Annotated in this window: 17 protein-coding genes and 1 pseudogene; 8 read left to right on the top strand and 10 right to left on the bottom strand. The window is 56.7% G+C overall.

The features are described from left to right. Nucleotides 1–24: 24 nt before the first annotated feature. From H7A51_18630 to H7A51_18610, 5 genes are all read right to left on the bottom strand, one after another. Nucleotides 25–1,950, bottom strand: a complete 1,926-nt coding sequence (locus tag H7A51_18630; protein MCP5538234.1) for a metallophosphoesterase family protein — start codon at nt 1,948–1,950, stop codon at nt 25–27. A 90-nt stretch (nt 1,951–2,040) separates the two neighbouring features. Beyond that, the gene (locus tag H7A51_18625) at nt 2,041–3,768 is read right to left on the bottom strand and encodes an ABC transporter permease (protein ID MCP5538233.1); all 1,728 of its coding nucleotides are present in this window, start codon (nt 3,766–3,768) and stop codon (nt 2,041–2,043) included. Next, nucleotides 3,769–6,015, bottom strand: a complete 2,247-nt coding sequence (locus tag H7A51_18620; GenBank protein MCP5538232.1) for a ComEC/Rec2 family competence protein — start codon at nt 6,013–6,015, stop codon at nt 3,769–3,771. 137 nt (nt 6,016–6,152) lie between these two features. Further along, nucleotides 6,153–6,749: a tetratricopeptide repeat protein gene (locus H7A51_18615; protein MCP5538231.1), complete on the bottom strand. Its 597-nt coding sequence runs from the start codon at nt 6,747–6,749 to the stop codon at nt 6,153–6,155. Between the two features lie 87 nt (nt 6,750–6,836). After that, nucleotides 6,837–7,211 carry a hypothetical protein gene (locus tag H7A51_18610; GenBank protein MCP5538230.1) on the bottom strand — a complete coding sequence of 125 codons (375 nt, stop codon included), beginning with the start codon at nt 7,209–7,211 and terminating at the stop codon, nt 6,837–6,839. A gap of 218 nt (nt 7,212–7,429) precedes the next feature. Between H7A51_18610 and H7A51_18605 the strand changes: the two genes are divergently transcribed. From H7A51_18605 to H7A51_18595, 3 genes are all read left to right on the top strand, one after another. Next, on the top strand, nt 7,430–8,347 hold the full coding sequence (locus H7A51_18605; GenBank protein ID MCP5538229.1) for an alpha/beta fold hydrolase: 918 nt from the start codon (nt 7,430–7,432) through the stop codon (nt 8,345–8,347). 85 nt (nt 8,348–8,432) lie between these two features. Further along, entirely contained in the window at nt 8,433–11,189 is a 2,757-nt protein-coding gene (locus tag H7A51_18600; protein ID MCP5538228.1) for a hypothetical protein, read from the top strand. Nucleotides 11,190–11,234: 45 nt separating this feature from the next. Then, the gene (locus H7A51_18595) at nt 11,235–11,882 is read left to right on the top strand and encodes a zinc metallopeptidase (GenBank protein ID MCP5538227.1); all 648 of its coding nucleotides are present in this window, start codon (nt 11,235–11,237) and stop codon (nt 11,880–11,882) included. 38 nt (nt 11,883–11,920) lie between these two features. On the opposite strand, the pseudogene H7A51_18590 reads toward H7A51_18595, so the two are convergent. Further along, nucleotides 11,921–11,995, bottom strand: a pseudogene (locus tag H7A51_18590) (PEP-CTERM sorting domain-containing protein). Nucleotides 11,996–12,843: 848 nt separating this feature from the next. Here H7A51_18590 and H7A51_18585 point away from each other — a divergent pair. The 3 genes from H7A51_18585 (at nt 12,844) to H7A51_18575 (ending at nt 16,957) form a co-directional block, all read left to right on the top strand. After that, complete coding sequence (locus H7A51_18585) at nt 12,844–14,487, top strand: hypothetical protein (GenBank protein MCP5538226.1); 1,644 nt, start codon at nt 12,844–12,846, stop codon at nt 14,485–14,487. A gap of 103 nt (nt 14,488–14,590) precedes the next feature. Further along, nucleotides 14,591–15,469, top strand: coding sequence for a hypothetical protein (locus tag H7A51_18580; protein MCP5538225.1), 879 nt, complete (start codon nt 14,591–14,593; stop codon nt 15,467–15,469). Nucleotides 15,470–15,493: 24 nt separating this feature from the next. Next, nucleotides 15,494–16,957, top strand: a complete 1,464-nt coding sequence (locus H7A51_18575; protein MCP5538224.1) for a sulfatase — start codon at nt 15,494–15,496, stop codon at nt 16,955–16,957. 23 nt (nt 16,958–16,980) lie between these two features. On the opposite strand, the gene H7A51_18570 is transcribed toward H7A51_18575, so the two are convergent. Continuing rightward, nucleotides 16,981–18,441 carry a DUF1501 domain-containing protein gene (locus H7A51_18570; protein ID MCP5538223.1) on the bottom strand — a complete coding sequence of 487 codons (1,461 nt, stop codon included), beginning with the start codon at nt 18,439–18,441 and terminating at the stop codon, nt 16,981–16,983. Further along, nucleotides 18,438–21,311, bottom strand: a complete 2,874-nt coding sequence (locus H7A51_18565) for a PSD1 domain-containing protein (GenBank protein ID MCP5538222.1) — start codon at nt 21,309–21,311, stop codon at nt 18,438–18,440. The genes H7A51_18570 and H7A51_18565 overlap by 4 nt, the downstream gene beginning before the upstream one ends. 145 nt (nt 21,312–21,456) lie before the next feature. Here H7A51_18565 and H7A51_18560 point away from each other — a divergent pair, with 145 nt between their 5' ends. Further along, nucleotides 21,457–22,458: a hypothetical protein gene (locus H7A51_18560; GenBank protein MCP5538221.1), complete on the top strand. Its 1,002-nt coding sequence runs from the start codon at nt 21,457–21,459 to the stop codon at nt 22,456–22,458. Nucleotides 22,459–22,484: 26 nt separating this feature from the next. After that, nucleotides 22,485–23,723 carry a hypothetical protein gene (locus tag H7A51_18555; GenBank protein MCP5538220.1) on the top strand — a complete coding sequence of 413 codons (1,239 nt, stop codon included), beginning with the start codon at nt 22,485–22,487 and terminating at the stop codon, nt 23,721–23,723. Between the two features lie 140 nt (nt 23,724–23,863). Here H7A51_18555 and hisD read toward each other — a convergent pair whose 3' ends face one another. Together hisD and H7A51_18545 are read right to left on the bottom strand one after the other, a co-directional pair. Beyond that, entirely contained in the window at nt 23,864–25,162 is a 1,299-nt protein-coding gene (gene hisD / locus H7A51_18550; GenBank protein MCP5538219.1) for a histidinol dehydrogenase, read from the bottom strand. Nucleotides 25,163–25,270: 108 nt separating this feature from the next. Further along, the gene (locus tag H7A51_18545) at nt 25,271–25,651 is read right to left on the bottom strand and encodes an FHA domain-containing protein (protein ID MCP5538218.1); all 381 of its coding nucleotides are present in this window, start codon (nt 25,649–25,651) and stop codon (nt 25,271–25,273) included. Nucleotides 25,652–25,745: the final 94 nt, after the last annotated feature.

Raw genomic sequence — 25,745 nt, 5'->3', positions numbered from 1 at the left:
TTGTCGGTAAGTTGCAAACTTGACCTATTTTTTTTGGAGGATGAGGGTGGGGTGGAGGGTGAAGTCGGAGCTTGTCTTGGCGTGATTGTGGCCTTCGATGGCGATGGTGTTGTTACCGACATTGATCAGATTTGCGTATGGGCTGAGATCAAACATATCGAAGGTTCGTTCGGCTTCGTGTTGGGCGATGTTTCTGGCGTTTTTCCCGCGGCCCATCTTGACACCGTTGCGGATGGCTTCTTTGCCGTTGATGTAGAGGATGAAGGCATCGTCGTAGCTGATACCCAACCAGAGCTTGTTGGCGTCCCTGGGGTCTTTGAGGTCAAAGTTGCGGCGGATATAGACGCTGCTGTATTTGTTCCGCATGTCGAGCACGGTGGTGTCGTCCGCGTCACCGTATCCGAATCCGGCTTTGCCGAGTTTCCAGGAGGAGTCGTCAAACTGCGGAGCCATCCAGTTATTGGCGGGGAATCTGCCGGCCAGGTAGCGCCAATCTGCTTTTTTGGGGATGAGATAATCACCTTCGACGGGTTTGCCGGGTTGCCATGGATTGGCGATGCGGGTGGGGGTGACGGCTTGTTTTTTCTCGATTTGAAAGGAATCAACAACCTCGCCACGGTAGTTGAGCATGGTGGCGCTGAGGGTGTTGCCGCTGATGTGGACGAGAGTGGATCCATTTTGCAGGATGCTCCGTTTCATGACGGGTGAATATCCGAGCCTGTGGAGGCCGGTGCCACCGTGGCCGGTGACGACCTGGACGGTACCCTGGTTAGGTTTCAGGCCCGGGCTTTTTTGGTAAGCCCCGTCGCCTTTGGTGTCTCCGTCACCATCGTCGAGTACGTGGTTTTCTGCCGTTGTGGGGGTGTCGTAGGCGCCATCGATGAGCATGGAGCGCTCGTAGATGTGTGAGTGGCCTGTTAGGACGAGATCGACGCCCGATGACTCGAGGATGGGCATGATGTGCTGGCGCATTTCGATGAGCTGATTTTCCTTGTCACTGTCATGGCTGCCTTTGGTGTAGGGAGGGTGGTGCCAGTAGGCGATCAACCAGTCGGTTTTCTCAGGCGGGGTTTTAGCGAGATCCTCACGGAGCCACTGGGCCATGGTCGCGGTCGGTGCGCGGTCGAGGTCATGTGAATTAAGCACGATGAAGTGGGTGCGACCGTAGTCGAACGAGTAGTACGCTTCTTTTCCGGACGGGACGCCCCCTGCCTCGGCCTGGGTGGGGGTGATGTAGGCATCGTAGTAGGGGCCGACGCCGGTTTTCCCCTGGGACGAAAACCCCTCGTGGTTCCCCATGGCGGGCCAACAGACGGTGTTGCGGAGGGTGGGCTCGTAGATCTGAAAAAAGTTCGCCTGGAACTCGGGGTCTTTGCCGCTGCCGTAGGCCATGTCACCGACGTGGAGGTACATATCGAGAGTGAGCTTGTGCTTTTTATTGAAGTCGAGCATCGCCTTGTGGACATCGCGTTGCATTTGGTTGCCACGACCAGAATCGCCGACCGCCCAGAAGTAGATGTCACGCTTGGCGCCACGCACCGGATGGGTGCGGAAGCTGTAGGTGCCATCGTCGGGGGTGAGGCGGGTATCGCCATCATAAACGGCGTAATAGTAACGGGTGTCTGGTGAGAGACCGGTGACTTTGGCCTCAAACTGGTAAGTGCCGTCGGGAGCGCTATGGAGAGGCGGGCTGGTGAGGCCATTGCGGTCCTTCTCCGTCCTGCGGGTGACAATTTGGTCCCTGGGACAAACGTGATCGAGTTGTTCCCGGGAGCTGCCGTAGCGGATGACTGGATCCGCCGGTGTCTGGGTGCGCCAGACGATGAAGATCGAGTTTTCCGTTGCAAGCTGGACGTAGGGCGCGCGCGAGAACTTCGCCTGGGCGGTGTCGGGTGCCAGGTATGCAAGCAGGAGGATGGAGAGTCCTCTGGTGATGAATCGTAAGATCATAGGGCTGTTGAGTGCTGAATAGGAGTGGCTGGAGGGTGGTGGCCCGAGCCGCTGCTTCGTATCATATGCAGGATAATACGTGAGGGAGGCTCACATATTTCGCAGGGATTTCGCCGCATCGCTGCGGGATGCTGCGAAGGCGGGAACGAGGGTGGCCACAACGCACATGGCAAAGGCTGCCAGAAAGACCACCAGAAACTCCGTTGGGTTGATGATGGCGGGGAGTTCCTCGAAGCCATTGAATTCGGCGGGAAAGGGGTCGAAGCCCCATGAGGCGAACATATCCAGGATGGCTTGTCTTTTGATAATAGCCAGATAGCCGAGACCCAGGCCAATTAGGCCACCTATCAATCCGATGATGACCCCTTGGTAGAGGAACACCCTCACCAGCTGGAACGGGGTGGCGCCGAGTGCCTTCATAACGCCGATTTCCCGTTTCTTCTGGATGGTGACTGTAAACATGACCGCCATGATCGAAAAGGCGGATACCAGCATAATGAAGGATAGCGAGATGGATAGCAAATGGCGTTGGGTCTTGATCAGCGAAAACTGCTGCTGGTGATCCTGCATCCAGGTGCGGGCGTCCCAGGCTCCATCGTCCGGAATGTTAGGGAGGATGGATTTATTTAATACCTCGGCAGCCTTGTAAGGATCGTTGAGGCGGAGAGCGATGCCCCGGACTCCCGCACCCAGGCCGGTGAGATCCTGGCCGACGGGAAGAGGGACAAAAACATCCGGGCTGGCGGCGTGGCGGGTCGCTTGGTAGATGCCAATCACGGTGAGGTCCTTGGGGAGCACAACCGTCTTCATGTGTTTGATATCCTGAATGTCGCTTTCCTTGCTGTCGGTGTGTTGCAGTGCATCCAGCTTCTCTATTGCTTTTGCCATGTGGCCGGCGTCGAAGGTGTAAACCCCGCTGTTGTCGGGAGCCGGAGTGCTGCGCTCCCCTTGTTCGAGATGGATCAGCACATCCTCGATGATCTCTTTTTCCGCATTGCGGATATTGTAGTCCATCAGCGGTTTGAGCTGGTTGTAATAGAGGTTTTGGAGTTCGGAAATAGGGACGGTTTCCTTGGCTCCATGGGCCGTGGCGCAGCTTTGCATGTCGGCCTTGATCTGGGTCAGGATATCAGCGTTGGTTTCATGGAAGGGAGGCTCGCCGATACGTTCGAGCACGGGTTGGATTTGTTTGAGGTTACGGTTGGTGTGGATCTGGATGATTTCGCCGACGGTAATCCCGAAACGTTCCGCAGTGAGGGATGAAATGACGGCCAGTTCACCGAGACCCATATCCGCACTGCCGTCTCCGGGCTTGATGAGTTTCTGGAGGGATTGGAGCTGCGACTCGTTGGTGGTATCGATCGCCTGCATCGACGCTGGAGCCACTGCACCGGACCGGTCGAGAAGAACCCAGTCGTTGACCAGGGCGTAGGCGCTTTCCACGCCATCGAGGGATGCCATGGATTTTTCCACAGACCGCCATTCCTCCTCGGCGTTGTAGTCCGGGGCTTCACCGGGATCCGGCCATGGTGCGACCCGCTCGACGTTGATATGTGGGGTGTAGCTGAGGACGCGGTCTTTGACGAGTTGCTCGAACCCCCCGAAGACGGAAAGCACGACCACAAGAACCATCACACCGATGGCGACACCTGCCAGCGAGATGAGGGTGATGACGGAGACGTGGGTGCGCAGCGGGTTTAAATACCGCAGGGCGAGCAGGAGGCTGAAGTTTTTTCTGACGATGGCTCGTGGGAGTGGGTTGTTGGGCGGGCAGAAAATTGCTTGTTTCTTGGTAGTTTGTCCAACGAATAGTGGCAATCAGCGTGTGATGATGACGGGTTCGTCAGGGGTGAGTGTCGGTGTGAGCACGAGCTTGCCATGGTCGATTGTCAGAGTGACGGCACCGGTCTGCTGTTGATCGAGGGGGGTGATCCTGAGCTTGCGGGTCATCTCAAACCAGCTCTGCGGAATGATTTCTTCGGCGGGGAAGTCGCAGTTGCTTGAGATAACGGCCTTGGGGCCTACAGCCCGGTAGAAGTCCTCCCGCCCCGTGAAGTCGTCCCGGTTTCTACCGGTGATGATAACATCGGCACTGAGATCCTGCCCGGACTCAAGGAGTCGGGTTTCTGTGATAAACCCGGCGTCACCTGTGAATAGGATTTTCCAGCCGTACCAATGCAGCCTGATAACGAGTCCGGTATCGTCTGCCCGGCCTTTGCCTTCCAGCTCGACAGGAGCGTGCAGTATTTCCAGGTCAACATCCGGTTTGATAGGTAAAAACTGCCCGCTGTGCGGGATGACGAGTCGACAGCCAGAGGCTTCTGCCCGGGTCAGGAAATGGCGGTAGCTTTTGCTGAGCTGGTCGGTGCGTGGGATGAGCGCCTGTTTGGGATGAAAGAGATCCAGGCAATGTGGCATGCCGCCGCTGTGTTTCGAATCGGCGTGGCTAACAATGAGGGAATCCGGGTTTGACCTCAAGGCACTCAGGGTGGGGAGGACATGACGGTAAAAATGATCTGACCGTCCGCAATCCAATAGAATGCCGCCGCCGATATCGATCAGGTTTGCGCCGCCACCATAGGGTATATCAAACACGATAACGCGTCCTTTTTCCGGACGTGATGGTTGGCGGTGCCAATGCCCACCTGGCGTGTCGGCGAATGTTCCCGCGATGCTGTAGGTGGCTTTGGCCATGAGGGCGTTTACCTGGTTTACGGTTTCGCCTGCGGGTGCCCAGACTGATCCTGCTGCGATGCTGAGCATGGCGAGGGCCAGGATCACGAAAACCAACAACATCAGCGGGATGCCGGCGATGATGGCGATGGGGGTGATGATGCCGAAATGGACCCACATCAATGGAGCCGAGCCCATCCATGCGGCCAGTGATACGGAGAGTGAGTTCCGAAGCCATTTCCTCCAGTTGAGAATCCGCTCCTGCCATGGGGTGAGCAGCAGGCGCGGCATGAAGGGATCGATTTCGGCCATCGGCCTGAGCACGCGCATCCAGAACGCGGATGCCAGGGCAAGCGTCAGCAGCACGCCATAGGAAAGCTGGAACCCCGGTGTGAAAAGTTGGTGTCCGTCCCAGAGTAAAACGACGACCGCGCTGGCGGCCAGGCTGTTGATTAACGAAGGCCGTCGCCGGATCAGGAATCCTGCCAGGAAAACAGAGGCCATAATGACCGCGCGGACGGCGGGTGGCCGGAGGCCCGTGATACCAGCATAAAGTGTCATACTGAGAATAATGCCGGTGATCAACACCCAGCGTGGCACGCGGAGGAGCCAGAGCAGGCTGCCGATGATGGTGCCCACCATACCGACGTGCAAACCACTGACGGCAAAGACATGCAGGGTTCCACTGTTCCTGAAGTCATCGATCATGCCCGATGGTTGGGGCGGGCGCTCACCTAACACGACGGCTCTGATCAGCTGGGCTTCTCGTGAGTCAGGGGCAAGTCCTGAGGTCATTTTTTGACGTAAATGAACCCTCCAGTCGGCGGTGGTCCTGACGGGACGACGAAACCAGCTTACCCCCTGCACGACGACGGCGGAGCTGGGGGTGATCGTGAGATCCGCCCCCTGACGGTGAAACCACTGGGCTCGATCAAAGCCATACGGGTTGCGCATCGGGCCTACCTCCCTGAGTATTCCGGAGCACTGGATCATGTCGCCATACTTGAGGGGGCGTTTATTTTTGATGGCTGGTGTCAGGATCACGCGGGCACCTTTCACCTGGAGTGGTGGGGGCGTATCGGATTCGCCATCCATCCGGTGAACCTGAACGAGGTAAGGGCCGTCTTGCGATGAGCCGGTGTCGATAATGGTTCCTGTTAGTTGAACCCGGTTGGCGAGTGCGCCTGACCGTGCAGCATTCACCCATGACCTTTGAAGATCAATCTGCAGCCCGTGGATTCCGTGCCCTAACAGGGTCCCGAGAACGATGAAGGTAACGGCCTTTTTCCTGAAAACAAGGGAGGCAATGCCGCCGCATACTGCTCCCAAAAGCCATGCGGTGGTGCCGTGGTGATCCGCCACCCAGACACCCGCGACAACCCCTAGCAACATTGACCATAGGGGAAACAACGAGAGAAATCGAGCCAATGGGGTGGGAGTACACACGACGGGCCATGTTAGTATGGCTTGATTCCGGTGCAAGGATATCTTTTACCCCTTCACGCGTCCCTGATATTGTGCGGACTCGACTACATTTCACCCATTTCCCTGAGTCTGTGCGTGGCATTGGCTGCGTGCCGGGTTTCAGGGAACAGCTCGATCATCTGGTTGAGAATCGTGACGCAGGAGTCACGGTCGTCCATATCATCAAGATAGATTTCTGCAAGGCGGCCCATGAAATAGGCGGCGTCGTTGACCGGCCATTCGTGGCTTTCCAAGGCCGTCCGTAGTGTGTTGAGCGCTGTCGCCGGCTCCTCGAGGTTGTCGTGCTGGATTTTGGCAATTTCCACCCATGGGAGTCGATTGTAAGGATCATCGTCGGCGACACTGCGGTAAACTTCAATCGCTTCTTCGTAATCGCCCCGGGCGTAGGCAGCGCGGGCACCGTGTAGGGGGTCGGTCTCGACCAGCTCGTTCGAATCAAGAACCGCGCTGGTTGCCTTGTGGGTAACGGCGGGAAGGACGTAAATCACAAAGAGGACCCCCAAGTAAATACCGGCTAAAAGAAGGGCAGGAAGCTGGGCCACGGCATTGGCATCCGGATCTGCCTCGTTATTGGTAAACACGGCAAACAAAATACCTGCAACCGCAAGAAAGATAACAGAATGCACAATCCACTTAGTCATGATGCTGTTACTTTTAGCATGACCCGAGAGCCACTGAAAGTCATAAAATCACGAACTGTCCCCCCCTGGAGCCGGCGTATTCCAGGATCACATCCGGCGCGCGTTCCTGCCTTCATCAATGAGTTTCCAGAAATATTTGGATTCCGCCAGTTGTTCATCCTCCGAGACGGGCATCTTGGATCGAAACAGAAAATCCGAAAACGTGTTTTTATTGAGGACACGGTGGACGATGACCGAATGCTCGGCCACCTCAAAATAGATCCGGTAGTCATCGGTCCGGAAACGATAGAGCGTTTTCCCGTCACGGATCATCTTACCGAAGCTTTTTTCAGACTGCGCATCATCCATGTCAACAAGGTCGGATTCGGTGACCTTGAAGGCATCGAGCAGCTCCAACTGCTCAAGGGTGTCCAGGCGTGAGATCTCCGCAGCACTGATTTCGTTGAAAACTATTTGTAGCACGGGGAGAGAAAAGCACCCCGGTGAGGATTAATCAAGCAATCTCCTTGCCGACATCCGGATCATGGACGCTTGCAATTCATCCTCTTTGCGATCATGTTCGCCAGAGCTTGATGACCGATCCTTTTTCCAGACCGTGTAAACCGTTGCGATTCGTCATGGTCGCGATCTCGCTTGTGCTGGTGTTATCATGCTCTACCCGACTTAACTTGACCCACAAAGTGAAAGGACTACCGCGCTTCGCCGACAAACATTATATCTCTTACGATGGTGATACATTTGGCTATCGCAAGTGGCTGCCGACCTCGGCACCAGGCAAGGACCCCGCCGTAGTGATCGTCGGGGTCCACGGCATATCCGGCCATTCCGGGGATTACGAGAACATGGCAAAACAACTGCTCAAACAGCACGACGACGTAGCCCTTTACGCTGCGGAAACCAGGGGGCAGGGAATGGATGAAAAAGTGTTCAGAAGGGGGGACATCCACCAGGCCAGGGAGTGGTACAAAGACCTTTACACCTTTACCCGGCTTGTCCGTAAGGCCCATCCAAACTCGAAAATTGTCTGGTTTGGCGAGAGTATGGGCTCCTTGATCGTAATGCATGCCTACAGCAATACCCCGACCGGCGAGCAGCAGCCGGATGCCATGGTCATTGCCTCCCCCATTGTCGAAGTGGAAGCGAAACTGCCCTTCTGGAAATTGCTTGCTGTGCGCATCTCCTCCTTGTTGTTGCCCAAGCTTCGCGTCTCTCTGGAAACGCTTTCCGAAGGTCGGAAAGCGGTGGTGACCGAGGATGATATCCACGAGCAGCAAGCAGCGAAAAACCCGTGGTACATCCCTCGCTACACATTGCGGCTCTTGCTGGTGCTGGGAGACATGGCGGCAAAGATGGACCACAGGGCATCCCTCGTGAAATGCCCCATCCTCGTCCTGCACGGAGGCAAAGACATTTTTACCCAGGAAAAGGACGTCAATGACTTCTTTGATCACTTTCCCACCACCACCAGGAAAACAAAAAAATACTACCCCGGTTCATACCACCTGCTGATGTATGACCATGACCGCGACAAGATTTTCAAGGACGTATCCCAATGGCTCAAGCAGGCCTGGCAGGTGAAGCATCCCGCAAGTGAATAAAATCCCGACCATTAAACGAGTGCCAATGCATCCCTTTTCTCCTAATATCATTGCAAGTCCAGACGTAAAAAAGCATGTGAAAGATATGAAATTCATTTTGTGCCCCCCCATCGTAGCGTCACCGGTGCAATCCCCACGGTGTCCCGTCGCTGGTAACTCCGCTGCATGCTCTGCGCTGAAGGCGTTATGGGCGGGTGTTTTTGCCGGTATTCTTCACCTCTTATTCACCGGGACAGCCTTATCCACGGCTGTATCTGCCGCCGAGCAAGAACCAGCCACCGCGGAAAACGTGGCAGCCTTGGTCACCCAGCTCAGTGACGAATCCTACCTCGCAAGGGAAAAAGCCATGGAGCAGCTCTGGCGAGCTGGGACCGCGGCCCTGCCCGCCCTTCGTCAGGCGGAGGCAGGCAATGACCCCGAAGCCGCCGATCGCGCCGGTGAATTGGTGCTCTATATCTCCGCCGGGGTGCTTTTTGACAGCCCCGATGAGGTTAAGGCGCTCGTGGTCAAGTTCTCGCGAGGTGACGGCGAGATGAAGTTGGTGATCCTCCGCAAACTCCTTGAGTTGGGGCAGTGGAAGCAGGTTCTGCATCTGGCTCTGTTGGAAAAGGACCCGGAGGTAAGAGACCAGATGGCCGACATCGTAAAACGGACAGCGGGACAAGCCACCCGTGAAGCCCTTGCCCGGGGAGACTTCGCCCTTGCCGGTGAAATCCTTGAACTCACAGCCGACGATGCCCAGTCCCTGCTGATGCGGGCTTGGTTCCATGCCCGACGAGGCCAGCTTGATGAACAACTGAAAAAGGCGGCCAATCTGCCAGGCAAAAAGGGTGCCCGGTGGAGGATGTCACTCCATCGGGCCGGTGGCAATATCCCCGCCGCCATCCGCGAAGCGGAAAAAGCCGGCGAGCAGAAGCTGGCTGATGCATTGCGTGTGTTAGATGGCAATGCCGTGCCGTGGCTACGCCGCTATGACGAACAGCCGGACCTTGACGTGGTCTACAGCATGGGCTGCCGGATCCAGCTCAGTCGGCTCGAGGGAAAAGGGAAGGAGGCTGCCCTCATTGCCCGTGAACTGGCCCGGCTGGCTCAAGACGAAGACTCCACAGCCCGCACTGCCATCTGTCTAGCAGCTAACGGATTTCGTAAAGAGGCCGTTGACCTTCTGCTTCGTCAGGACGTCGAGGCCGCATTCGAGTATTTTGATTCCATTGAATCGCCCGAGCTCTGTTTACAAGTGCTTGGTATCCCCCGGGACGCCAAGCCGCCCTACACGGACTGGGTGAAGAAGTTTACAGCCAACGCGATTGAGGAAGAGGATGACCGGCTCTATCACCAGCTGATCCTGCTGGCGAGTTTCCTGGTTTCGCACGGTGAAGGCCAGCACGCGATTGCTGTTCTAACACCCATGATGAGCGCGCTTGAAGCCGATGGCTCGGATGGTTGGTTTGACCTGGTTTCCAGTATGGCCATCTACGGCCTCGGGGCGGAGGCGGTCCACTTTATCGAGCAGCGCGGCAATGAGGATGGCGAAGCCGACCTGGCGGTAAAAAAACTACTGAAACAGATGCCGTCCAAATCACTGAACCACATCTGGGCCCATCTCAAAAAACGGAATAACCAGGACATTGGCAAAGCCCTCAACGAGCTGGCTCTCTTGTCCGGGTTGCTTGCGGACCCCGACAATAAAACGGACAAGCTTCACAAGGCCTTGATAGATGATGTTGCGGCTGAGGCTCCGGAGGTCAAGGAGGAGCGGTTGATGGCACTGTTTTCGTTCAGTATCAAACGTAACGATCTGGCGTTGGCATCACGCATGGCCGACGGCCTGGCAAAAGCCAATGACCGGTGGGTCCACAGCAAGACCTTTCTCGACGCTGCCCTGCTCCGATGGAAAACCATCGAACCCGGTTTGGCGGACATCGCGAAAAAAAATCCAAGCGATGTTATCAATCTCACCAAGTGGTACATCGCATTAAGCAAACTGGATCGCGCCAAGGAGGCGGGCAAGGTATATGACCGGGTCCTGCTTCTCAGCATGGGCAATGCAGCTATTCTCAATCGCCTCGGCTGGGAGCTCTACGAAGCGGGAGTCGAGGACAAGGCCACGGAGCTTTGGCTTCACGCCGCAACTCTAGCAGACCTTTCTGATTCGGAGTTCGACCGAGCCATTGTCTATCTTGCCCACTACGGGCAGGTCCTCTATCGCAATCATCAGTGGAAACTGGCCTCGGCCATCGGTGAGACATCCACCCAGCTCATGATGCGCGGCCGGACGGGGAGCTCGGTGCAGTCGATCCTCCGCTCCCGCTTTTACGCTGACTTCTGCAAGGGGATGGATCTGTTGAAAAACGGTCGGAAGTCGATCGCCTTGGATCATCTCAATGCCGCCCGCCAATTGATCCCGGGTGACGGCTCGCTGGCGGATGAGTTTTTCCCGATACTGAGAAAAGAGAACATCGGTAAAGCCTACGATCAGTGGTTCGAGGATAGCTACCGCCATGTGGAGGCCGCTTGCCGGCGCTTCCCGAAAGCGCATAACTCCCACAACACGGCCGCATGGCTTGCTGCCAGGGCAGTTAGAAATCTGGCCGCTGCGGAGGAGCATGCCAGGGAGGCCCTGAAATCCCGACCCACCCAGGGCGCCTATCTCGACACCATGGCCGAGGTGTGGTTTGCCAAAGGCGATCGGAAAAAGGCGGTCGAATGGTCCAAGAAAGCCGTTGCCGGCAGTGTCGCCAACGCCCAAGGCAATCCCCGCGATGAAAGCCAGGTGATGGCGAACTACAAACAGCTCCACAAACAACTCGAGCGCTTTGAAAACGACCCGCTGCCTCGTTAAACTCCAAGCCCGCCCCCTGACCCCCGCTCCCTGACACCCGTCTACATGCACCGACTCCTGATCTTGTTATCTCTGCTGCCGCTTCTGGCTGCTTTGATTTTGCGTAAGCTCAATGCCGACCGCGTACTCACTGTCTCCAGGAAGACCCGGCTCAATAGCAAGGGGGAGACGTTGGCGCGTAAGATGTTGGATTCCATGGGCCACCAGCAGGTTGAGATCAAAACCACCAAACGGGCCTGGGCCGGTGCCGCCGTCACAGGCGAACACTGGCTGAGCCTTCCCGCAAACCCCGCCGCCGGATCATCCGCTGCTGACCACGGCCTGGTCGCCCTCCGGGTAGGCCTCTATCTCACATCCCTGCGCGACCCGAAGGCTCTGGGCCGACGCCGCTGGGCACTCCGGTTCGGGCATGTGTTCCCTATTTTTACCGTCATCGTCTGCGTCTTCGGTCTGGCGGTCGCCAAGCTTCCCCCCCTGTGGGCACTCGGGGTCGTCATGGGCTCCCTCGGTCTCGCCGCCTGCGCCCAGGCACTTACCCTGACCACCGAACTCCAGGCAGCCACCCTGGCGACCGTGGTTTTGGAGAAAAAACGCACCCTGCCGAGACTCAGTGACGAGGAGGCCGTCGTGGCTGCCACCCGCGCCTGGGCATGGCACGGAATCGTCCCAGGTCTGCTCTCGCGTTTGATGTAAAAATCCAGCCTTTTGCAATCCGACGGATAAAGCCCTGGTTATTTCCTGCGGCGAAGCATGAGCGCAAGGCATCCGAGACCCAGCAGGGCGGTGGAGGATGGCTCCGGGACGGCACCTGCTCGAACCTCGGCCAGCATGAGGTAATCATTGTTCAACGCAACATGGTCAATGCGGATGCTGGTGGCATTCTCGAGCAAATTATGGGTCACACCTGCGGTGGTGAAGTCAAAGCGACCAAAGCTGGTCGGCGACGGAGTTACACCGTCCCATTCCAAACTCGACCAGGAATTCACCCCGTCACTGAGGGTAATGATGAGGTCCTGGTGGCGGGATTGTTCAGCCCCGGCGTAGTCATTCCTTCCCCACACATCGAGAAAGACGAGGGCCTGCCCCGATGGAATGGCGACAGCTGCCATCCAGTAATTCTCAGCATCTGAGTTCTGGGTCAGGAATTGATCGTGGTATGGGAAGTCAGTCTGGACCGGATTGACCGACCCGGCTGGCGCATTCGGGTCATAGGCAAAGGGGTCGTTTAAAACAAAGCCCGGACTTTCCTGATAGGTGGGTGAATACGGAGCTCCTCCCGTAGCGCCGGACAGCGGGGCAAGGACGATGGCCTGGAGACTAGCTGTTGAAACCGCAGCCGAGGCGAACACGCTGATGAATAATGGTTTGTGCATGGTTTTTTAGGTTATGGGTGGTTTCGTTTGTCGCCCATGGGTAGGGCAGGGGAATATGGATGGAAAATCCACCGATAGCTTATCACGACAATTATCGTGTTGTATTTGCTGGAGCAAGCTTAAAATGGGTACGTTCGGAGCACTGGCAAAGCGATCCGGCAGATGGACGGATTCTTTCCTCGCCACCAGTCGCTCTTTTTGGTAAACACTTCTTAACTAATGGCATCTGCACGTCTGCCAAACGCCCTCATCAATTTCCCCTCAATCCTGTCCCTCGAAAAATGATTTCCTACGAACGCGATCCGCAACAGACCATCCCTGAATCCTCTGTCAAAATCATCGGCCTGGGAGGTGCCGGTGCCAATATGCTCGACCGGGCGGCCCTCGACGGCATGACGGGCGCGGAAATGCTCTGCGTCAATACCGACATGCGCACCCTCTCCAGCTCGGTGGCCGGGGAGAAAATCCAGATCGGTAAAAATCTCACCAAGGGTCTCGGCGCCGGTGGCGATCCTGAACTCGGTCTGAAGGCCGTCCAGGAATCGGAGCTTGAGATCCGCGACGCCCTGCGGGGGCGGAAAATGGTTTTCATCTGTGTCGGCCTGGGCGGTGGCACCGGCTCGGGGGCCGCCCCCCTCATTACCCGCATCGCCCGCGAGGAAGGTGCCTTCGTCGTTGTTTTTGCCACCATGCCCTTCGGGTTCGAAGGGCAACGCCGACGCGACCAGGCGGAAACGGCACTCAATGAACTCGCTGTGCTCGCCAATGCCCTGGTCACCTTCGACAACGGCCGTATGGGCGAACTGGTCCTCGCCAAACAGGGGATTCACGAAGCCTTTGCCGCCGCCGACCGGATGATCTCGGAGTCGATCAAGGCGGTAACCCGACTCGTCGTCCGCCCGGGCTTGATCAACGTCGGTCTTGATGACCTGATGGCCGCTCTGCGCACCACCCGCTCCCGCTGTCTCTTTGGCTCTGGTATTGCCGATGGGGAGAGTCGCTCCAAGCTTGCGCTCGAAAATGCCCTTACCAGCCCGCTACTCGACAAGGGAAGTTTGTTGAAAGATGCCACCACGGTGTTAGTGCACGTGTGCGGTGGAGAAAGCCTTACCCTTTACGAAGTCGAATTACTGATGCGGGGACTTGGCAAGTATGTGCCGGCCAGTGCCCATGTCTTGTTTGGCGCCGCTGTCGATCCCGCCATGGGGGACAGTCTCAGTGTCACACTCGTCAGTGCGCTGCCAGAGGATAAACTCAATCCCGTCGAACCCATCAGATCCGTCCCCGGGGATGAGGATTTCCTGGAATCGATTGAGGAAACGGAGGACTCCGACGAGAATGACGAGCTTGCCACCCAGGCTGCCATCGCGGCCGCCTCTGCGACCATCCATGACCCAGGGGACGAGGATATCATGGAGCCCAGCGAAGGGTATACTTCAAAGGAAGACGCGCTCGCTGACTTTGATGACGAGCCTGAGGAGATGCACGACTTCTCCTCACGGCCAGTAGATGATGATAGCCATGACGATGAGCAAGAACAGGAATCCGACCTGGATGCCATTCCTGATTTCTCGGCCTTTGGAAAAACCCCTGAAGTGGACGACGAGGAAGAAAACACCCCTTTCGCCGAGACAGAACTCACGGATGAGGAATCCGATGTGGCACCGTGGGATGACGATTTGGGTGACACTACCGAAGATGAAATTGATGAATCCGATGATACCCTGGAGGAATTGGAGGAGTTGGAAGAAATAGTGGAGCAACGGTCCTTCCTCCCGCGCCGACGCGACCGCAGTGAGCGCTCTGCCCAGGGCGAGCTTGAACTGGACGGAGGCCCCAAAGGGAAATTCGAGGGTGAAAGCCCTAATTTCCACGAAGGGGAAGACCTGGATATCCCGCCGTTCCTGCGTAAGAAGCGTCGCTAGGGCATGCGAGGCATCGTTATCATCAAGCACCGGTAACACAAGATTCGCAGAATCCTGAATCTGGCTTGCCGCCTATGCCTCTAGGTGCTAGTTATTGGACGCTATGACAAACCTTGGCACAATCATTCTACTCATCGTCTGCGTCGGTATGGGCTATGTTCTTGAGCCCATGTTTTTTACCGGGACAAATCCAGCGGTTAAAAAGTCCACCCAGGAAGTTGCGGGTGATGCAGAGGATGAAACACCGGAGGATGCAAATCCAGGTGATCCCAGCCCCGCTGGGAGCGATCCTGACGCGCCGGTGCCTGCCATTCAGGTAGACCTATCCAAGATCACCCCGGAGGACTTCCCGGCCAAGGTGACACTCAAGGTGCCTTATACTATTTCTGATGCCAACAGCGGCGTCACCATGAAGCTGGAAAAAGGCATCAAGGTGAAACCCGTGCGGCTCGAAGGAAGCGACCTCTATATTCAACCCGTCGGCCTTCCCATTGAAAGTAAAATCAATGTCGATAAAACAGACTTCAAAGAGCTTGCTGTGCCAAAAATGTTAGAGCGTTTGCAGAATGCTGTGGCGAACAAAGATCCCGAGCCAGCGCCACCGGTTACCCCGGAGCCGCCGGTAACCCCGACACCGGATGTAACGCCGGATCCCCCAGTAACCCCTACACCACCAACCCCGGAACCCGAGCCAGCTCCGGCACCTACTCCAGCCACCGATAAACTCGATGAAGCAGCCATCGTTGCCCTGCTCAAAGCCGATGTCGAGGCGGGCAAGGTCACCGAATTCAAGGCCAACCAGGTCACCTCCTGGAAAGCAGGCGAAGAAATGGAGTTCGACGGCGATACTTACCAGACAGGTCGCGTCACCTTCAAAGCCGAAACCATCCTCGGCGTGCAGGAACACGAAGCCATCGCCCTGATCGAGGACGGTAAAGTCTACAAATGGATGTGGGCCAAGACCAAACTCGAGATGCGCTAGGCACCCAGGATGCAAGAAACCTCCATGGCGTTACGTTTACATGCCATGCGCTTGTTCTCCATTTACTTGCTGTCGTTTCTTTTTGCTTCGGCTGGCTTGGCGGGTGCCGGCTCCATGCCTAACATCCTGTTCTGCATCGCTGATGACTGGGGCTGGCCACATTCGCCGCTCTACGGTGACAAGGTGGTGAAGACACCCACGCTTGAGCGGATTGCTAAAAACGGTGTGTTGTTTAACCACGCATTTGTATCCTCTCCCTCCTGCACGCCGTCACGTAATGCGGCTCTGACCGGCCAGTACCACTGGCGACTCGGCCCGGGTGCCAACCTCTGGAGTGAGTTCCCGCAGGGGGTGGCCACTTTCCCGAGGTTGCTGGAAAAGCACGGTTATTACGTGGCGTCTTACCGCAAGGCATTTGGCCCCGGCAAAGACCTGCCGGCTCCCGTGGCCGGGAATAAAGTGAACTCCATCAATGAGTTTTTTGCCAAACGTCCTCCTGGAAAACCCTTCTGCTTTTGGTTCGGGACCTCCGATCCCCATCGCGACTACGATGCCGGCTCCGGCGTGGCCAGCGGTATGAAACCCGAGGGCGTCCAGGTGCCACCCTACTATCCCGACAACGAAACCGTACGCAGTGACATCTGCGATTACTATTTCGAAGTGCAGCGGTTCGACCGCGAAGTAGGCGCACTGCTCGATCGATTGGAAAAAACCGGTGAACTGGCCAACACACTGGTGGTGATCACCGGCGATCACGGCTGGCCTTTTCCGAGGGGGAAATGCAACCTCTACGACTACGGGGCCCGTGTCCCCCTGGCCATCATGTGGGGGGACAAGGTGAAGCCTGGCCGCGTGGTCGATGACTTTGTGAGCTTTGTCGATTTCGCCCCTACTTTTCTCGCGGTGGCAGGTGCCGGGGTGCCTTCTAACATGAGTGGCAAGAGCCTGCTGCCCCTGCTCATGTCGGATAAAAACGGCTTCATTGAAAGCACCCGTGATCACGTGATATACGGCAAGGAACGTCACACGGATTGCCAGGAAGAGGCGGGTGTCACCGCTGCGTGCCGTGCCATCCGTACCAGGGACTTTCTCTACATCCACAACTTTTTCCCCGATCTTTGGCCCGCAGGCGCGCCCAAGAGTCCGCGGCGGGGGAACTGGGCCGACTGTGATGACGGGCCCACTAAAAACGAAATCCTCAAACGCAAGGACGATCCCGCAGGCCGTAAATTCTACCAACTCAGCTTTGCCAAACGTCCCCAGGATGAACTTTACGCCATCAGCAAAGACCCGCACCAGATGCACAATCTGGCCGGCGATCCCGAATACGCCGCAACCTTGGAAAAACTACGCGCCCAGCTCATGGCGGAGCTAACAGAATCGGGTGACCTGCGGATGTCCGGGAAAGGTGATGTCTATGAGTCCTACGGCTACAAAGCCTATCAGGGCGGGCAGAAAAAGAAGCCGGGCAAGCGCAGGAATAAGTAGGCGAAACAGCAGGGGGCACCCTGTTATGACAAGATGTCCTTGATCACCCGCGCGGGTTTGGTGACGCCGGGCAGTGTCTGGTCCAACCCCTGGAACGGGTAGGTGAGTTTGTTGTGTTTGAGACCTAACAGATGCAGGATGGTTGCCTGGAGGTCCTGGGTGGAAACAGGGTTCTTCACCGCTTTGTAACCGATGGGGTCGGTTTCGCCATAGCTCATACCCGCTTTGACACCGGCACCGGCCATCCACATGGTGAAGGCCCCCGGATTGTGGTCACGACCAATCAGTTTCATTTCACGTCCACCCCGGTTTTCGCGCATGGGGGTGCGACCGAACTCACCGCCCCAGACGAGCAGAGTGTCTTCGAACAGGCCGCGTTGTTTCAGGTCGGTGATCAAGGCGGCCAATGGTTTGTCCATGCTGCGGCACTTCTGGACGAAACCCGTGTTCAGTGCCTCTGTGCCGGAGGCGCCATGGGAGTCCCAGCCCCAGTCAAACAACTGGATGTAGCGCACACCACGCTCGGCGAGTCGGCGTGCCAGCAGGCAGTTGTTAGCAAACGACTCCTGACCGGGTTGGGTGCCGTAAAGTTCGTGCATGTGTTTGGGCTCGTCCTTGAGATCGAAGGCTTCATGGGCGTGGATCTGCATGCGGAAAGCCATTTCATATTGGGAAATACGGGTCAGTGTCTCAGGATCATGTGTCTCGGCGTATGCCTGTTGGTTGATTTTAGTGATGGTATCAACCGCGGCCCGCCGCATGTCACGCGAGACACCTTTGGGGTTCGAGAGGTAAAGCACGGGATCGCCTTTGGAGCGACACTGCACACCCTGGTAGACGGATGGCAGGAAGCCTGAACCCCAGACGGACTTGCCGGCTGATGGCGCCTTGCCGCCTGACACCAAGGAGATATATCCGGGAAGGTTTTCATTTTCACTGCCGAGGCCATAGGTCACCCAGGAGCCGATCGACGGGTTTCCCAGGTTGGCATTCCCCGTATGCAGCAGCAACTGCGCAGGAGCGTGGTTGAACTGGTCGGTGTGCATCGACTTGATCAGACAAACATCGTCGATGACTTTCTCAAAATGGGGTAGCCGGTCAGAAATCCACTGCCCCGACTCACCGGCCTGGTGGAAGGGGAAAATGGAGTTCAGCAAGGTGGGAACTCCTTGAATAAAGGCAAAACGCTGTCCTTCCAGATACTCGGCGGGAGTCGGTTTGCCGTTGAGCCTGGCAAGTGCCGGCTTGTGATCAAACAGCTCCAACTGGGATGGTGCTCCGGCCATGTGCAGGAAAATCACACGTTTTGCCTTTGGCGCGAGATGGGAGATGGGGCCGCCGCGTTCATGCGCAGTGGCGCCGAGGGTTTTGCCCGCCATCGAGGTGAGCCAGGCCGAGCCAACGCCGGCGACACATTTGGACAGGAATTGGCGGCGCGACTGGTGCGCGAGGTAGTCGTGCTGCAGTTGTTCGAATACGTTCATTTTGTCAGGGCGGCGTCGAGGTTGAAAATGGTATTGGCCAGCACCGTCATCGCAGCCTCCCGAGGGGTGCCGGCAACCGCCTTGCAGTTCTCCGGGTTGGCCTGGTAGTCGGTCAGTAGTTTTTGATAGAGGTCTGTTAGTAGCCGGACAGTCGACTCGCCCGGTTTCTGCTGGGTGGCAAGGAGGTATCCGTATGCGATTTGTTGGCGAACATCACCAGCGGATTCAGCCGCCATACGTTTGCCAAAGGCGCGTGAGCATTCGAGATAAACCGGGTCATTCAGCGTGGTCAACGCGTGCAGCGGGGTATTGGTCGGGATGCGCTGGGCGTTACACAGATCGCGCGACGGGGTATCGAAGGTAATCATCGACGGATACGGGCTGGTGCGCTTCCAGTAGGTGTAAAGTGCGCGCCGATAGCGGTCGGGCCCAGTGGCATCCTTCCACTGGGCACCACTGTAAATCGTTTGCCAGACCCCAGCCGGTTGGGGTGGCATCACCGACGGACCACTTATCTTGGGAGTGAGTAAACCTGAGACTTTCAAGGCGTGGTCGCGCAGCATCTCGGCATTGAGTCGATTTCTTGGACCGCGGGCAAGGAGACGGTTTCCGGGGTCAGCTTCAGCCATCTCCGGGGTTGTTTTATGATCCTGGCGGTAGCTTGCGCTAAGCACCATTTCGCGTAGTAATGACTTCACCGACCACTGGTGTGTGGTTTGGAATGCGACCGCGAGGTGGTCGAGTAGGGGGAGGTTGTTAGGCGCGGTTCCGGTGGAGCCGAAGTCACCCAGGGTCTCGACGATTCCCCGACCAAACATCTCGGCGAACAGTCGGTTCGCCATCACCCGTGCGGTAAGCGGATTTTCCGGAGAGGTGAGCCACTGGGCCATTTCCAAGCGGGTATCAACCTTGTTCTGGTATCCATTGAGCAGCTTAGGCACCCCCGCTTGCTGGACCTCCCCTTTGTTGAGCCAGAGGCCGCCGATGAACAGGCGGGTCTCACGTTTGGCATGGATTGACCTTTCCCGGATAACAGGAATGTTGGTTCCCTGGATCTGGTGATACTGGTGCCGGGCCTGATTGTAAGCCTGCACATTTTGAGTGTGAGCCGGATTCTGAAGGAGTTCGGTCCATGCCTTGTCAGCGGATGTATCGAGAGTGAAGCGTCTGACCGTACAGGCTTGATCGCCAGTGGTGCTGGCACGGCTGTGCATCGTGATTTCCAGCTTTTCATCCCTGCCGAATGTCACAGGAGCCGCAGTGACAAATACCGCCTGACGTTTACCAAAGAGCTTCGGGTAAGCGCCAAATCCATCCCTGCCATTTTCCAACGATGCAACGGGGTCGTAAGGGCCTGAAATCTGATCGGCAAAGACGTAGGCAAGCTGGATTTTTTCCTTGGAGCCATCCGCTTTGACTCGGTGCAAGGAGAGCGTCGACAACACCGAGCCACGCTCGGGAAGTTCGGCCGGGTTTTCTGCCTCGGGAGTAATCGTCACCCTGATTGCCGTGAAGTCCGGGGAGGTGGCGGTGAGGTCGTAGCGCGTATTGACAGGGAAGGTTCCGGTCGCGCGAAGTTCTCCACCCGGGTAGGCGGTGAGTTTTCCATGGCTTGTCTTTGTCGCCGCATAATTGAGTGGCTGCCAGCTCTTGCTGGCGAGCAACAATTGACGCCCCGGTTCGTTGATGGCACGCCGTAGTGCGGGGAGTTTCTGGTGAAGCCCAGCCGCCAGCTGCCTTTGTGCAGGTTGGCTGGCAACCTTGAAATGGGGGGTGTCGTTATCGAGGTCAGCGTCTTCGGTGGAGTTGAAAAAGGCGTAAAACCGATAGTAATCCGAGTGTGGGATCGGTTCATAGGGGTGGGCGTGGCATTGGATACAACCGAATGTCAGGCCCTGGGTGGCGGTCCATGTGGTGTTGACCCGGTCGATGACGGCTGCGACGCGAAACTCCTCATCGTCGGTGCCGCCCTCAGTGTTTGTCTGGGTATTCCGGTGGAATGCGGTGGCAGTCAGTGTTTCGCTGGTGGGTTTGGCGAAGAGATCCCCGGCGAGTTGTTCGCGGATGAACAGGTCGTAGGGTTTGTCCTGGTTGAATGACTGGATCAAGTAGTCGCGGTATGGCCAGATGTTGCGGTGCGGGTCTTTTTCATAGCCCATGGTATCGGAGTAACGGGCGAGATCCATCCAGACGGATGCCCAGCGTTCTCCAAAGTGCGGGGAGGCGAGTAGTCGGGTGACTTCTTTTTCGTAAGCATCCGGGGACCGATCGGCAAGAAAAGCATCCAACTCGGCTTTGCCCGGTGGCATGCCTGTCAGGTCGAGAGATGCGCGGCGCAGCCACTGGGCACGATCGGCTGGTGCAGTAGGGCCAAGGTTGTTTTTTTCCAAACGGGCGAGCACGAAGTGATCCATCGGGGTGTTGACCCAGGAGGGGTTCTTGAGCCGGGGGAGGGCTTGTTGTTGAGGTTTGATGTAGGCCCAATGTTCCTCCCACTCAGCGCCCTGCTCGATCCATTTTCTGACCAGTCCGATTTGTTGCACATCGAGCGGTTCATCCGCATGCTCGCCCTCCTGGAGAGGCATTTTTTCGTCGATATCCTCCGTGGTGATACGCCGGAACAACTCGGACTGATCCGGTTTGCCGGGAACGATGATGGTTTTTCCCGACTTCCCTTTTCCCAGCACCTCGGCGCGGTAGATCAGCGACAGATCACCGTCGGCCTTGGCGCCCCCGTGGCATTTGGTGCACTTGGCGATGAAGATCGGCCGTATGTGTTTGTTAAACGAGATCCTGTCCCCGGCACTGGCCGGCATGGACAGGTGGGCCAGGATAACGAGGCAGGAGCCGGTGGCGCGCAGGTGGATCATGGTGGGTCGTAAAATGCAATTTTCCCCGGTGCTTGGGAGATTGGTAGAATACATGAATTTCCCCTGGATTCTTGCTTAAAAAACAAACCGTAGGGTTGTGATCGCTAGTAATTCTGACACAAACCCTGAATTACCAAAGCCTGCCATGAAAAACTCCCTCATTCTCGCACTCGTCTGTATCGCGCTCGGATTTGCCGCCGGATGGTTGGCAAAGCCTGAAGCATTGGCTCCGGAAGAGACCGAAACCGCCTCGCGGCCGGCATCAAGGAGTGCCAGTCCTTTCATCCCGCAGGGTTTATCAGAAACAGATACCCCCAAGGCCGCCCGGCGTAGCGGGGTCACCGTAAAAACGGTAAAGGCCGGGGAGGAAATGGACCCGGAGATGAAAAAAAGGATCGAGGATTCCCAGCGCAAGCAAAACGAATTGGCACGCAAGCGCATCGCCGATAAAAATGATATGCTGATCGCCGCCATGGTCAAGGAACTCGGATTGAATGCCGAACAGGAACAAGCCCTGCGCGCCTTTTATGCCGCACAGATGGAGAAAATTGAATTTGGCGATGGTATGGCAGCCTTGGCTGACCCGCAGAAGATGAAGGAAATGGCCGCCGCCCTGCGCGGTGACGGACTGAATGACGCCATGAAAAACCTTCTCTCCGCCGAGCAAATGGATGGACTCGAGGCCATGCAGGAGCGCCAGAAAAACAACGTCGTCGAAGCGCGTGCCATGAAGGACCTCGCCAAGCTCCAGCAAGCCCTCGACCTGTCCGAAGACCAGAAACAGAAAGTCTACAATGTGCTGATGGAGGATGCCGAAAAGAGTCTCGCCACACAAAGCGATGCCGACTACGTGACCCGCTCCATGATGTCCGGTATGGGGATCGAGATGGATTTTGGCGACATGGATATGGGGAGCGTGATGAACCTTCACGTCGAGGGGGAAAACGCGCCGGCTGACCGGGCTGCAATCATTCAGAGACTGAAGGAGACCCGACGGAAGCAGATCGATGAAAAAGTGGATCGTCTTGCCCCCATTCTCAATGAAACCCAGCAACAGCAATACCGCAAAAGCCTCGAAAGCCAGGGCGGCATGTTCAATATGATGATCCAGGGGATGGATGGTGTCGAGGTCGAGGCAGGGCGCTAGGGCGGGATGTTTCCAATTTTATCGTTATGAAAGCACAAACCGTGAAAACCGCAGCCCTGATGGCATCGTTCGCCTGCACCTTCTGCGGCTCTCTCCGCAGCGAGCAAAACACCGGCAGAGACGAATACCTTAGCTCCTACGAACTGGTCAAATCCTACACCAAGGAGGAAATCACCATGACCCTGACCCAGATGTCCATGATTTTTCCCCAGTTAAAGGCGGCCAAGGACAAGGCACAGCACGGGATAGAAGTTTATCAAGTCGCGTATTCCACCACTTTCCAGGGCAAAAAGAGAGCGGCGTCGGGCTTGGTTTGCGTGCCAGTCGGAGACGGTCGGTTTCCGTTGTTTAGTTTCCAGAATGGGACCAATACCCTGCACCGTGGCGCACCGTCCGTAGATCCTAACAATCGCTTGTTTGTGCTCGTCGAATTTATGGCCTCCACGGGTTTTGTCATGGTCATGCCCGATTACCTCGGGTTCGGCAAGGCGAGTGACATGTTCCATCCCTACCTGCACCGGAAGTCAACCGTTAGATCGGTGGTCGATATGAACAGGGCGGCCAGGGAACTGGTAACAAATCATTTGGCTGGAAAACGCAAGATTGCAATGAGCCGTGATATTTACCTCAACGGCTACTCCCAGGGTGCCTGGGCGAGCTTACAAGTGCAACGGGAAATGGAAGAAAATCTGGCAAAGGAGTTCAATCTGAAAGCAAGCTCCTGCGGTGCCGGCCCCTATGACCTCAATTACATGAACGAGTATATTCTGAATCTGGAGAGTTATCCCATGCCTTACTACTTGGGCTACATATTCAGCGGTTTCAGCAAGGCGGGCGAACTTAAAGTGGTGGCGAAGGATCTATTCAAGGAGCCTTTTGCATCAAGGGTGGGCGGATTGTTTGACGGAACCAGGACCGGCGGCCAGATCAACGCGCAGTTGACGACAAAAATCAAGGAATTCGTCAGTCCCGACTATTTTGCCAATCACAAGACCGGTCCCAAATATGCCGCGCTCGCCAAACTTATGGCGGCTAACAGCGTGACGGCCTGGAAGACGAAGACACCCACCAAATTATTCCATGGTCTGGATGACAACTTCATTGCCAAGGGGGTCTCGGAGAAAATGCATAAGGACTTTATTAAACTGGGTGTGTCGCCCGACCTCGTACAATACATCCCCTTGCCAGGACTCAATCATGAGAGTGCCATCCTGCCGGCCCAACTGGCGACCTTCAACTGGTTTTTGGAAATCAAGGGCGAATAAAAGACACGGAGGTTTTTCCCGTCGCGCCTTAAGCCGTGCTCGCACCCGCTAGCTACGCCGCGATGCCGGGCACGGTGGTGTGTTTCACTCCCTCCGGATCCAGCTCCCCTCCTTCTTTGCTAAAGAGTGAATGACAGGGCCTAACGATCCACCCGGATACTCACCGACTTGGCGTGGGCGTCGAGGCCTTCGACCCGGGCGAAGGTTTCGACCGTCGGGAGGGATTTTTTGACCGCTTTCATATCCATGCGCACGATGCTGGCGCGGCGTTGGAACTGGTCGGCGCGCAGGCCGGAGAAGGATTTCCCCGAGCCGCCGGTAGGAAGGGTGTGGCTGGGGCCGGCGACGAAGTCACCGACGGCGACGGCAGACAGCGCGCCTACGTAGATGGCTCCTGCGGTGCGGATTTTTCCTAACCATGCGTCCTCGTCCTCGACCACGAGCGACAAGTGCTCGGGTGCAAAGGCATTACAAATATCCACCGCCTCCTGCAAGGTCTTGGTGAGCAGGCAGAAGGTGCCTTTTTTCAGCACCTCACGGATGTATTTTTCACGTGAGAGCGTGGGCGCTTGTTTTTCGATCTCCTTTTGCACCTGGCCTAACAACTGTTTCGAGTCGGTGGCAAACCCGACCACGCTGTCGCCCGCGTGTTCAGCCTGGGCGAGCATATCGGCGGCGATGAATGCCGGGTTGGCCGACTTGTCGGCGACGATCAGGACCTCACTCGGTCCGGGCAGGAGGTCGATGCTGACAGCTCCGACCAGCTGGCGTTTGGCTTCGACCACAAAGACGTTGCCGGGTCCGAATATTTTTTCCACGGGGGCGATGGATTTGGTGCCCAGCGCCATGGCCGCGATGCCTTGGGCGCCACCGACCTTGATGATCTCCGTGGCTCCACTCTCGACAAGGGCGTAGAGCAGGGACGGGTTGATTTTTCCATCGGCTCCGGCGGGAGTGGCGGCGAGGATTTCAGGGACTCCAGCGGCCTGGCCAAAGGCGGCGGTCATCAGGGCTGAGGAAACCAGGGGGGCTTTGCCACCAGGAACATAGACACCGACGCGGTCGTAGGGGGTGAACCGCTCACCGACTTCGACGCCTTCGGGGTTTTTCGCCTTCCAGTCCTTGCGCATGCTGCGTTTGGCAAACGAGTGGATGTTGCGCTTGCTGATGGCGACGGCTTTTTTCACCCCGTCATCGACCAGTGCGTAGGCTTCATCGATTTCCGCTTGCGAGACAAACAATGACTTGGAGGTGAGTTTCAGGCCATCGAACTTCCGGGTGTATTCAAAAACCGCGGTGTTTCCCCGCTTCTGCACATCGGCGATGATGGCGGCGACGATCTCCTCGACTTTTTTACCGGCAGCACCGGGGGTGGCGCGGCGGTCGAGTTTTTTGACGAAGCGTGCGTAGGCAGCATCCTTGTGGCTCAGGACTTTCATGCCGTGGCGCATACATGCTCAGCGCGCTTTCTGCAAGCGCGGGGTTTGAGTGGGGGCTGCCGGAGGCGGATAGTTATCCGTTATCAGGTATGGGTTATTTGTGGGGGATTACTCCCCGGCATCGCTGGATTCTTCCTCGGCTTCCTTTTTCTTGCGCTCTTTGAACCGCTCCTCGGTCAAGTAGTCGCATTCCTCCTCGGTGAGGGTGAATTCGACAGGCACGTCACCGATTTCGAGCTTCATGCCATTGGTCAGAGCCAGATTGCTCCGGCGCTCTTCCTTGTACTTGATACCATTGGTCGATCCGTTGTCGAAGATCATATACCCCCCTTTGCGGCGCTCGACCAGGCAGTGGGATTTTGAGACTGAACGGTGGGAAATGACGATGTCGTTATCACTGCTGCGACCTATCTTGACCTGCATGCGCTTGAGGTCGAAACGATAGGCTTGGCTGTCTTTTCCGGGTTCGGTGATGTTGATTCGTGGCATGGTGTTGTGGGTTGTTGGGATAATCTCACACATCATACGAAAAATGAACCCTATTTTAGCAAACAAATCATGCCATTCTTGTCGTTAATCTATC

Source organism: Akkermansiaceae bacterium, from assembly GCA_024233115.1.
GTDB lineage: Bacteria > Verrucomicrobiota > Verrucomicrobiia > Verrucomicrobiales > Akkermansiaceae > Oceaniferula.
This window is presented reverse-complemented; position numbering and strand designations above follow the sequence as displayed.

Excerpts from the sequence above, each read along its gene's own strand:
- H7A51_18585 (MCP5538226.1), top strand. The coding sequence starts at position 12,844 with ATGATTTCCTACGAACGCGATCCGCAACAGACCATCCCTGAATCCTCT.
- H7A51_18580 (MCP5538225.1), top strand. The coding sequence starts at position 14,591 with ATGACAAACCTTGGCACAATCATTCTACTCATCGTCTGCGTCGGTATG.
- H7A51_18555 (MCP5538220.1), top strand. The coding sequence starts at position 22,485 with ATGAAAGCACAAACCGTGAAAACCGCAGCCCTGATGGCATCGTTCGCC.
- H7A51_18545 (MCP5538218.1), bottom strand. The coding sequence starts at position 25,651 with ATGCCACGAATCAACATCACCGAACCCGGAAAAGACAGCCAAGCCTAT.
- H7A51_18560 (MCP5538221.1), top strand. The coding sequence starts at position 21,457 with ATGAAAAACTCCCTCATTCTCGCACTCGTCTGTATCGCGCTCGGATTT.
- H7A51_18595 (MCP5538227.1), top strand. The coding sequence starts at position 11,235 with ATGCACCGACTCCTGATCTTGTTATCTCTGCTGCCGCTTCTGGCTGCT.
- H7A51_18630 (MCP5538234.1), bottom strand. The coding sequence starts at position 1,950 with ATGATCTTACGATTCATCACCAGAGGACTCTCCATCCTCCTGCTTGCA.
- H7A51_18575 (MCP5538224.1), top strand. The coding sequence starts at position 15,494 with ATGGCGTTACGTTTACATGCCATGCGCTTGTTCTCCATTTACTTGCTG.
- H7A51_18600 (MCP5538228.1), top strand. The coding sequence starts at position 8,433 with ATGAAATTCATTTTGTGCCCCCCCATCGTAGCGTCACCGGTGCAATCC.
- H7A51_18615 (MCP5538231.1), bottom strand. The coding sequence starts at position 6,749 with ATGACTAAGTGGATTGTGCATTCTGTTATCTTTCTTGCGGTTGCAGGT.
- H7A51_18570 (MCP5538223.1), bottom strand. The coding sequence starts at position 18,441 with ATGAACGTATTCGAACAACTGCAGCACGACTACCTCGCGCACCAGTCG.
- H7A51_18620 (MCP5538232.1), bottom strand. The coding sequence starts at position 6,015 with ATGTTGCTAGGGGTTGTCGCGGGTGTCTGGGTGGCGGATCACCACGGC.
- H7A51_18565 (MCP5538222.1), bottom strand. The coding sequence starts at position 21,311 with ATGATCCACCTGCGCGCCACCGGCTCCTGCCTCGTTATCCTGGCCCAC.
- hisD (MCP5538219.1), bottom strand. The coding sequence starts at position 25,162 with ATGAAAGTCCTGAGCCACAAGGATGCTGCCTACGCACGCTTCGTCAAA.